This window comes from Glutamicibacter sp. 363 (assembly GCF_052379505.1).
Taxonomy (GTDB): domain Bacteria; phylum Actinomycetota; class Actinomycetes; order Actinomycetales; family Micrococcaceae; genus Glutamicibacter.
In genome coordinates this window covers 23,011-29,357 of sequence record NZ_JBQSYR010000036.1, presented here as the reverse complement: position 1 = coordinate 29,357, position 6,347 = coordinate 23,011, and the positions used below count along the sequence as shown (strand labels likewise).

Below are 6,347 nucleotides of genomic sequence, written 5' to 3'. Positions count from 1 at the left end.
GCTTGCTATTTAACCTTTTGATGCGCCACGCCAATAGGCTGAACGACTCGTTTGCGCTTGTTCCGGGTGCCCTTAGGTCGTCCCGGGCCTGCTGAAGAAGCTAACGGCGGGTTTGTCGGATGCACCAGCTGCTGACAGACCCGCCGATAGGTCGCTTGCACTCGACCCGGGCTCAACGCCAGAAGGTGCACTGGAATCTGTTGCCACGGAAGCCGGCACCCCGCGATCAGTGGTCGAATCAGGCGCAGCAGCAGGTACGCGGTCAGTACGACCCAGCTCCAAGTATCGGCAGCTTGAGGGTCATGCAATTTAGGTTTAACCCATCCCAGATTTTGTTTGAAGAACCGGAAAGTATGTTCTAGATCGAACCGTCGCAGATACGCCGACCACCACCGGTCAACCGCGTCCACGTCCTCGGGTACTGGCTTGGAAGCCCAAAGCCACAGCGGCTTCGGTGTTGGCACTCCGGGCAAGTGTTCGACTTGCACCCCGATGATGGTGCCTTCAATAATCTCTGGTTTACCGTACTCATCAGCTATCCCGCCGCGAGTATCAAGCTTGGGATGCATCCGTTCAAACGCCTGCACCAAGACGTGCCCGTACCGTTGAAGGTGGTGCTTAGCGGCATGAGTCGGTCGCTGATGGGTGGCGGGATCGTTCAACGCCAGCTTCGCTCCGTGACGCGGTGCCCGTCCTTTGGATGGCCCTCGCCTGGGTCCGGCTGGAGCATAGAACACCCTGTTGGATCGTAAACGGGCAATCAGGATCACCGGCAGATCTTTCACCAGCCAGGCAAGACGTGCCACGTCATAACCGGCATCCATCACCACCAAGACCTCCGGATCATTCGTCCGGTACTGTCCTGAATTGATCAGCCCGGCCATGACCTCGCGGATCTGAGCGGCGGTCACTGCGCTCGCATCTTCACCCGGCACTAAACGCCGAATGTCCAGTGGCAGAGTCCATGATGAGGCTCCTGGTTGAAGAGCTACGATGACCGAGTAAGGCCAACCGGGGATCATCTCAGCTTGGCCGTTGCGGGCATAGGTGTGGCAGAAGCTGCGCTCAGGGGTGCAGTTCGCGTCGGGTCGTAGCCAGTTCGACACGTCCACGGCTAACACGATCTGTTGCTGGCCATCTTCTTTGCGAGGGAAGGTTGGGACCGGCAGTGCGGTGATCCGTGATTTGAACTTCTCTGTATCGAGATGGCCGTGGTTGATCGCGTCATATAAGGCTCCGTAGCCTCGGTGGTGTTCTGGTTCTAAGCTGAGGTGGGCAAGGTCAGTGACCTTACTTTGGGTGCAAAGTAGTGCGTCTGTCAGTTCGAAGAGGGCATCGGCTCGGTTGGTGAGGCAGTGGTAGTAGTCTTGCCGAAATTTGTTCAGGCGTGCGGTTGCCTCGATGCATTGCGTTGATTCGAGGTCGTGGTGCATACTCATGGCGACGGCTCTCTGTTCTGTGCTTCGTTTTTGGTAATTCAAAGCATCAGGAACGAGAGCCGTCTTAATGTGGTGACACGCCGGAGAGTCCGCAGAATTTCAAGGATTTTCAGGCGAGAGGTTAAATAGCAAGCTTAGCCACACGGTGTGGTGACGCATCGAGTGATTTCCAATGAGTTGCCAGATGCTCCACGAAATAGCGAGCATCGACGCAGCTCATAGACTCACTGAGCGGAATGTAAACGTGTTGTCCGCCGGATATGGACTGGTCGACTACGTATAAGACATTGAAGGAATCAAGCCATGTCTGACATGCTGCAATGTCATCGTGAAGGGAAGGGAATTTCGCGTCGAAGTCAAGGCAGATCGTTTGTGCGCGACCATCTGCGGAATAGATCATGACTGCGGCTGGTCGCGCAGGCGACAAATCGCCGATGAAACGTTCGTTGCTGGGCAGGTATTTTCCTTCAGCGTTCATCCAGCGGTAATTGGCCCGGCCTGCGATTTTGGAGGCAAAAAAACTCCACTGAGCATCTGCTGAAACTGTGGAATCACTCGCAAAACGGTATGTCCCTGTGGACAATAGGGCATGGGAGTCCCTATATTTGTTCATAGACAGAGTAATCCTCCTTAGGGTACACGGATGCCTCCTTCCCAAAGGGGAAGGCTGTCAAAGAAAATAATCCTTTCTTTCCTTGCTTGTGGATCGGATTCATATGGATCTAACGAAACTGTGAATTTCAGTTAGATCGTGAAGGTTAGAAGCCTTCTCTGCATTACTCAGTTGGCGCTAAGTGATGCTTCAGACTTCTAGGGTGAGTGGATCGGTTGGCGCTGATCCGCTCACCTTTTGTTTAACCTGCTTTTCTACCTCTTTCGGTATCCGGCAGTTGCTCTTGTTGCGGCTCCCACCAAATGGGGGTGCCGTCGTCCTTGAGCGGTGTATTCATAATGATTTCTTCAAAGGACATGCTGTTGGAAAGACCCATGTTTGCGGCCATATCCCTAGCCCTTTGACGCACTTCTGGCGCCACCCGGACCAGGAACTGGACATTGTCCATGGATGTTCCTCGGGGCTTTCGCGAAGGTGAAATCGTCATAAGCAAAAATCTACTAGGGGAAACAGCGGATGCTATATATATATATTCGTGCGTGTCGCCTCTTTAAAAAATTAAACCGCTGTTCCGGTTTGCGTCTCCTGCCATCCAACCCTGATCTGGGCATGACAGCTCAGCTTTTCCCAACCGAGTGGTGAGACGACTTTGCTTTTGAAATCTGGTCAGTGACCCGAAATGCTCTGTATCGAGGAGCTAGACCCCACGCAGACGGCAAATACGTCAAGCAACGAGACCGCCGAGTTAACCGGCAATCGAAAGGCTGCGAAAGCAGAATCTACTGGTACCGCAAGCACGGAGAGGCAACAAAATAAAGAGCAACGCTCAAGGTAGGCAAGACGAAGACGTGGTTTGAACGGCTTAGGCGGCTTTCACTGTGAGCACTTCTGCCCAATGCGTTGTGTAACGCGGTGAGCGCATTTAGCGTTCCATCTCCCATACAGGGCCTTGTTGTAAGCTACCTAACCCCAACCCGATCAACTTCACTCCATGCTCATTCCGAATCTGCTCCACAATATTGCCGATTTGCTTTTGTTCGTGAGCAGAGACGAAAGGATCAAAGGTTTCCTGCATGGCTGCGCGTCTAAGGTCCGTGAGCACTACCCCGTTCCTGGCATATTTCACTCCAACCAGCACCTGCAATAGCAGTGCCTTTGCAGCTTTGGTAAGTACCACGGGGTAAGACGTAGGGCAGGGAAGTTTGAGCATCAGCGCTGGCCGATGCGACTGGCTTTGGTTGTAGTGGATGGTCATCGCCCAAGCGTTCAAACCCCAGGCGTGTTTGTTATGACGATGGAGCCTGACAGATCCTTGTTGAGCGTAGAATCCGGGACCTGTTCGATCAGTAATGAGCTCATCGAAAGACCTGAAGAAGATCATCTGGTCTTTGACCTCGCATTCTTCTTCCGTTGGGATGCAGGGGATCCCACACAACTCAAGGACAGCGGGGTTTGCTGTTGGTATGGTTGAATCTAAGTCTGCATCACTCTGTGGAGTGGGGTAGAACCGCCAAGTCGTACTCGTTGCTGCCCATGGCCGGCGGAATGTACGTCAGCTCCAACGTGCGGGCGGTGGTATCCCCTGTCTGATCGACAAGCTGGAGGTCAATCACCGCAAGCCGCCATCTGCCTCCTCGGTCGCTGGCTTGTGAGCGCGAACGACCCTTGCGACCGCAGGCTGGTATTACATGCAAACGGGTAAACTAGCCGTCGGGCCGCTTAAATCAGGATGCTTCTTCCTTTAACGGCTAGATCTCTGGTCAGTTCGCGACATAAACGTGCATGCGATTCAGATCGTCGCGCTCTGCGATGTCGAGTAGCGCGGTCGCCATGTCGATAGCCGTGATCGTCCAGCCTCGCGGGAGAGGAGCCTCCCGGCTTAAACGATAGAGTGCTTTGGCCTTCGCGGGCCGGATGCGTGGGGCTCGGATCGTCGTCCACTGAACGTCACTCTCCCAAAGTACTGTGTCCATGCGCCGCATGTCGTCATAGGTCGCACCGAGGAACTTCTGCAGTAGGGGGAAAACGATCCATAGCTTTAGTGGCCCCCGCTTCGCCCAGTGCTCAGCAACCTCGGAAGAGATGACCACGAGTCGCTGGACGCCATGCTCGTTCATGCCTGTGATGAGGTTCCTTGTGCCTGTCGAGTACAGGCGGGTCGGCGTTCTTGATGTGCCGATGCCCACAGTGTTTACCACTGCATCGACGCCGCGGAGCAACGCCGGGATCACAGAGGCGTCGAGGATGTCTGCTGACATCTTCGTGAGGTTCGGATGCTCGACAGCGAGCTTTTCGGGGTTGCGAGCGATCGCGACTACCTCGTGTCCACGCTCCAGAGCCAGACTCACTACATGTCTGCCGACAGTGCCCGTCGCTCCGGGTACCAAAATCCTCATGTTTCATCCTTCCAAAGAACTCGGCGCCCAAACCAGCGACAAGACGCTCCGCATGCTAATCACCGATCCAACCGCTGATCCCGCTAAAATTGCGGAACCAGCGGTCTCACGGTACCTGCTGAAGCTTTGAGGCTACGACCGGTCCGGTTCATCCCCTTCAGACCACTCGACGCGAAACGCCAAAGCACTGATCCGCCATCCATCGGGGGTCTCAATGGCCGAAATATCGTATCGACCTCCGACTCTGAATATCGGGGTCGCCGAATGCCCTCTAGCGTCCAAAGTTTCCTGTCTGTGACGGTGAAATGCCATTACGGTGGCGGTGGCGGTGGCCGTCGCTGTCGTGGCTTGGGCTGCGACGACATGATCCGTGCTCATATGAAACGTTGATTCGAACCTGCCTTTGGCCACAGCGTGGAAGGCTGCGAGACCGTTGGTTCCCAGATAGCCACCAATCGGGAAGCTCAATTTTACATCCGAGGTGAAAATAGATTCGTACCAGACGTCTCCTTGTTGGCTAATCTGCGGGGTATCTAAATTGTCCAGAGTGAAGACGTATTTAGAGACCAGCTCTGATATTTGCTGGCTGGTTGACCACACCCTTGCGCTTGATGAATCGTGTTCGCTCATGTTATCTATATGCTTCATTGAGTCTTCGCTTCTACTTTCCAGACGAATATCAGGCGTTGACGAATGATGGAGAGTCGTTTGGGGCTTCACGGAGCTTGCCCAGCGCACTGCTCCAGCTCAGCAGCTGATCAAGCATTTGATTTGCGGTTCCCGCATGGTGCTCACCAGGAACCAGCGTCTCCATGTCCACGAAGTCAGTAAAGAGGGACAATGCGACTTGCGCCCGCACATCGGCGAGCATCAACTCTGCGGAGATGGTCCGCAGGTGCTCAACCGCCCTGGAACCACCCAGCAGGCCATAGCCGACGAAGCCAACGGCCTTGTTATGCCACTCGCCAAACAGGTAGTCCAGGGCGTCCTTAAGTACCCCCGGAATTGAGTGGTTGTATTCGGGAGTGACGATGATGAAGCCGTCACAGGATGCGACCGCTTCGGACCATGCGCGGGTGTGCTCGTGTCCGTAGGGCTTTCCCATGGCTGCGGGAATCGTTTCGTCTAAGTGGGGGAGATCGTAGTCAAGAAGGTCCAGCAGGACGAAGTCGTGTTCTTGACGCTGGTCTGCTATGGCTTTTAGCCATTCGGCGACTGCTATGGATCGACGTCCTGGGCGGGTGCTTCCTACGATGATTCCGATTTTCATTGGTTCCTTCTTCCGTTAGTTTAGGACTAAAAATTTAGAGAATATGCTTTGAAAGTGTGCTTTTGTCGTGTACTCCTCTCAACGTCGCTCCTGACTCCCAGAGGAGAATGGGAACGCCTGAGATCTTCTCTCGGCGGACGAACTCGAGCGAATTGTTGACAGACTCTGTACTCTCGTCTCGGGTCAGCTCGACGCCAAGGCCTTTTGCCGTGGCTTCCAGAAATGCCGGGTCTGCAATGTTCTTTCCATCGGAAAAGTGGGCTTTGAAGAGTGCCCGGACCATGGACGCACCACGCCCTGCTTGGCTTGCATCGTAGATGGCCCGGTGGGCGTCGAAGGTGTTGGCATGGATACCACTGGCATAGTCGAGGCGGATTCCTTCCTGGGCTGCGATTACCCGCACGCGCTCGTTCTCTTGGTCAACGCTCTGACCAAACCGTTCATGGAGTACACGAAGGAGGGGTTCGCCGGCTGTTGTCGCGGAGGGGTCGAGTTGGTGAGGCAGGAAGCCTAGCGGATATTTGTCTGGATCCCAGCCCTTGGAGGTGATCACGCTCGTCACCCGTTCGAATGCGATGTATGACCAAGCGCAGGCGACATCAATGATGAGGGAAACCTTGGGTGTCATT

9 protein-coding genes are annotated in these 6,347 nt (G+C 54.7%); all 9 read right to left on the bottom strand.

The genetic code is table 11. From position 1 onward, the window contains the following. Window positions 1-5 precede the first annotated feature (5 nt). Window positions 6-1,481 carry an NF041680 family putative transposase gene (locus ACT3UA_RS17040; RefSeq protein ID WP_217990405.1) on the bottom strand — a complete coding sequence of 492 codons (1,476 nt, stop codon included), beginning with the start codon at window positions 1,479-1,481 and terminating at the stop codon, window positions 6-8. 79 nt (window positions 1,482-1,560) lie between these two features. Continuing rightward, window positions 1,561-2,052 carry a hypothetical protein gene (locus tag ACT3UA_RS17035; RefSeq protein ID WP_096286537.1) on the bottom strand — a complete coding sequence of 164 codons (492 nt, stop codon included), beginning with the start codon at window positions 2,050-2,052 and terminating at the stop codon, window positions 1,561-1,563. A 241-nt stretch (window positions 2,053-2,293) separates the two neighbouring features. After that, the gene (locus ACT3UA_RS17030; RefSeq protein WP_096286539.1) at window positions 2,294-2,500 is read right to left on the bottom strand and encodes a hypothetical protein; all 207 of its coding nucleotides are present in this window, start codon (window positions 2,498-2,500) and stop codon (window positions 2,294-2,296) included. Window positions 2,501-2,914: 414 nt separating this feature from the next. Further along, window positions 2,915-2,974, bottom strand: coding sequence for a DUF4113 domain-containing protein (locus ACT3UA_RS17025; RefSeq protein ID WP_141393539.1), 60 nt, complete (start codon window positions 2,972-2,974; stop codon window positions 2,915-2,917). Further along, window positions 2,975-3,307, bottom strand: a complete 333-nt coding sequence (locus tag ACT3UA_RS17020; protein WP_443446660.1) for a hypothetical protein — start codon at window positions 3,305-3,307, stop codon at window positions 2,975-2,977. Window positions 3,308-3,812: 505 nt separating this feature from the next. Next, window positions 3,813-4,448, bottom strand: a complete 636-nt coding sequence (locus ACT3UA_RS17015; protein ID WP_096286543.1) for an NAD(P)-dependent oxidoreductase — start codon at window positions 4,446-4,448, stop codon at window positions 3,813-3,815. A 132-nt stretch (window positions 4,449-4,580) separates the two neighbouring features. Continuing rightward, on the bottom strand, window positions 4,581-5,078 hold the full coding sequence (locus ACT3UA_RS17010; RefSeq protein ID WP_444617531.1) for a nuclear transport factor 2 family protein: 498 nt from the start codon (window positions 5,076-5,078) through the stop codon (window positions 4,581-4,583). Window positions 5,079-5,127: 49 nt separating this feature from the next. Continuing rightward, a complete protein-coding gene (locus tag ACT3UA_RS17005; protein WP_096286547.1) occupies window positions 5,128-5,718 on the bottom strand; it encodes an NADPH-dependent FMN reductase in 591 nt (196 codons plus the stop codon). A 34-nt stretch (window positions 5,719-5,752) separates the two neighbouring features. Continuing rightward, on the bottom strand, window positions 5,753-6,346 hold the full coding sequence (locus tag ACT3UA_RS17000) for a DsbA family protein (RefSeq protein ID WP_096286549.1): 594 nt from the start codon (window positions 6,344-6,346) through the stop codon (window positions 5,753-5,755). Window position 6,347: the final 1 nt, after the last annotated feature.

What these genes read in the sequence shown, in the direction of transcription:
- ACT3UA_RS17035 (WP_096286537.1), bottom strand. Translation starts at nt 2,052, where the DNA reads ATGAACAAATATAGGGACTCCCATGCCCTATTGTCCACAGGGACATAC.
- ACT3UA_RS17030 (WP_096286539.1), bottom strand. Translation starts at nt 2,500, where the DNA reads ATGGACAATGTCCAGTTCCTGGTCCGGGTGGCGCCAGAAGTGCGTCAA.
- ACT3UA_RS17020 (WP_443446660.1), bottom strand. Translation starts at nt 3,307, where the DNA reads ATGACCATCCACTACAACCAAAGCCAGTCGCATCGGCCAGCGCTGATG.
- ACT3UA_RS17015 (WP_096286543.1), bottom strand. Translation starts at nt 4,448, where the DNA reads ATGAGGATTTTGGTACCCGGAGCGACGGGCACTGTCGGCAGACATGTA.
- ACT3UA_RS17010 (WP_444617531.1), bottom strand. Translation starts at nt 5,078, where the DNA reads ATGAGCGAACACGATTCATCAAGCGCAAGGGTGTGGTCAACCAGCCAG.
- ACT3UA_RS17005 (WP_096286547.1), bottom strand. Translation starts at nt 5,718, where the DNA reads ATGAAAATCGGAATCATCGTAGGAAGCACCCGCCCAGGACGTCGATCC.
- ACT3UA_RS17000 (WP_096286549.1), bottom strand. Translation starts at nt 6,346, where the DNA reads ATGACACCCAAGGTTTCCCTCATCATTGATGTCGCCTGCGCTTGGTCA.